We start from the raw sequence: 2197 nt of genomic DNA on the forward strand, positions 1-2197 counted from the left end.
CACACTTTGTCTCTACTATTAGAGGACAACAATCATGGCTATTCCTGACGTTGAATTAGATGCTGTGTTCCTCGTAAAGCAAAAATTCAATCGCTCCCACAAAATGTCAACCCCAGCAAAAAATATTTGGTGGCGATTGACACTTCTAATAACTCTGCAATTAGCTCTTTTGTTTTTAGGTAAAAAAGCCCAAGCAGGAGGTGGAGAGCCAGTTGATTTAGACTCAGAGACTAGACCAAAAACAATCAATGCTACTGCCAATATTAAATGGGATAAATGGAGTCAGCCTTATTGGTTTAATTCCCAAGTCTGTCGCGAAAAAAGTGGAGATTTTGCCTGTTTCAGCTCTGATACTGCTAGAAAAATGGGCTGGAATATTCCAGCCCGCAATTGATTAAATCACTCATCATTAAAGGAGTCGGATCGTGAATTTCCAGAAACTTCAAAAAATTACTGCGATCGCCATTGCTAGTGTTTCTATAGCTTTTACGGCACAAGCAGCTCAAGCAGCGGAAACTTTTCAAGTTAATGGCGGATATGCACTGAATACAAACAACTCTTTTCGGTTGATTGACGGGACTCCTCGGATGTCTCTTTATCAACATAACATCAACGACCCTGACCAACAATTCGATCGTTTGTCGGGTAGCAGTAGCAATAGTATACTGTTGCGTCACGGTTCAACAGGCAAGTGCTTAAATGCTCATTATCTTTCCAATAATGCGGAAATGAATGTGTGGAATTGCAACGCTTCCGACCCCGATCAAAACTGGAATTTAGTGAATATTCCTAGTGGGGAGTTTTTAATCCGCCGCAATGGAACTAATTTATGTGTTGACTCTCCAACTCGTACTAATACTGGCAGGGTTCATCTAATTACCTGCGATGCTAATAATGCGAACCAGCGTTGGAAAAGTAGTGGTAATAGTGTAAGCGGTAACATTGATTTACCTTTTGGTCGAGGTCAAACTTGGTATGTTTGTCAAGGGTATCAAGGTAATCCTACACACACCAATTCCTATGCGTTAGATTTAACAGTCAGCAATCAAGATTTTGGTGCTACAGCTTGCTACCCTAGTGATGGAAGAAGTTTCAGTAAATCGGCTAACTATGATGTTCTTGCTCCAGCATCTGGCACTATTTCTTATGTAAATAGTGATTTAGTTTGTCTTTCAATTGACAATAGTCATAGTCTTTTAATTGGTCATTTCAATCGCACAGTTGCTAATGGTCAAAGAGTAAATGCAGGTCAAGTTTTAGGAAAAACTTCCATTGCTAATCCTAAGAATGGTGGTTTTTCGCATATTCATTTAGAGGCTAGAAACACTGCTGGATGCGGGGTTGGAAGATCAGTTCCTTTAACTTCTCAATATGGATTCCAATTACGAGGGGTAGGAGATTTACCCAATCTCCCTGGTGGTAACGATTATTTCAAACGTGGTTTAACCAGACCATAGTTTATTGGGAAAAAAGTGCGATCACCCTTTATTTGAAATTAATTCGCGATCACCCTCAATCCTAGGGACATTCCAAGAGGTTGGGTAGGGTGCGTCAGCGATGAGATTGTTAGTTTCAATCGAAAATAATCGTAGCGGACGCACCTACCTAAACAGATAAACGCAGACGGAATTCCATCTGCGTTCATCTGTGTTTATCTGCTAATATCTGCGGTCAAAAAAACGCCCAATCCAACTACTTAACCGCAGGTAAAGACAACTGAGGCGAAGTTTTAGGATAAGCTACACCGCGCACATTAGCAAAGTCAGGTAAATTCTGAACAATACTGGTCAATCGTCGGAAGTCCGGCTGGTCTAGGTTAATGCTCATAGTTACTGCTTCTATGCAAGAGCGCTACTATATTTTGGCTTAAAAAAATATTAATGTGCTAACCGGGGAAACGGACAGTGACAGCGCGTTGAAACAATCTCGTAGCGATGACTTTTGCGGTGTTCCGGCAACAACATTTCTTAATGCGGTGGGGTTGCCGTTTTTTGGCTATGTAGGTATGAAAACGTATATCGCGCAACCGCGCCATACGTAGTCATGTCACCACGCCGTAAACCGCCCCCTCGCCAGATGCGAGAATACAGGTATGCGCGTATGAGAGACATGGCTAAAAAAATTCCACCTGAAATGGCTGAACTAAGCGTTTACGTAGATAAAAGGCTAAAGCTACGATTCAAACTAGCTTGCACAG

General features: G+C 41.6%; 3 protein-coding genes. 2 read left to right on the forward strand and 1 reads right to left on the reverse strand.

All coding sequences use genetic code 11. The features are described from left to right. The first annotated feature begins 34 nt into the window (after positions 1–34). Together ACUVJL_RS37310 and ACUVJL_RS37315 are read left to right on the forward strand one after the other, a co-directional pair. The gene (locus ACUVJL_RS37310) at positions 35–394 is read left to right on the forward strand and encodes a hypothetical protein (RefSeq protein WP_445250420.1); all 360 of its coding nucleotides are present in this window, start codon (positions 35–37) and stop codon (positions 392–394) included. 31 nt (positions 395–425) lie between these two features. Continuing rightward, positions 426–1457, forward strand: a complete 1032-nt coding sequence (locus ACUVJL_RS37315; RefSeq protein WP_445250421.1) for a ricin-type beta-trefoil lectin domain protein — start codon at positions 426–428, stop codon at positions 1455–1457. Between the two features lie 235 nt (positions 1458–1692). Here ACUVJL_RS37315 and ACUVJL_RS37320 read toward each other — a convergent pair whose 3' ends face one another. Beyond that, positions 1693–1827, reverse strand: coding sequence for a hypothetical protein (locus tag ACUVJL_RS37320; RefSeq protein ID WP_445250422.1), 135 nt, complete (start codon positions 1825–1827; stop codon positions 1693–1695). Positions 1828–2197: the final 370 nt, after the last annotated feature.

The organism is Microcoleus sp. OTE_8_concoct_300 (assembly GCF_031383065.1).
Lineage (GTDB): Bacteria > Cyanobacteriota > Cyanobacteriia > Cyanobacteriales > Microcoleaceae > Microcoleus.

Bases quoted from the DNA above. Each gene is read 5' to 3' on its own strand.
- ACUVJL_RS37310 (WP_445250420.1), top strand. From the start codon at position 35: ATGGCTATTCCTGACGTTGAATTAGATGCTGTGTTCCTCGTAAAGCAA.
- ACUVJL_RS37320 (WP_445250422.1), bottom strand. From the start codon at position 1,827: ATGAGCATTAACCTAGACCAGCCGGACTTCCGACGATTGACCAGTATT.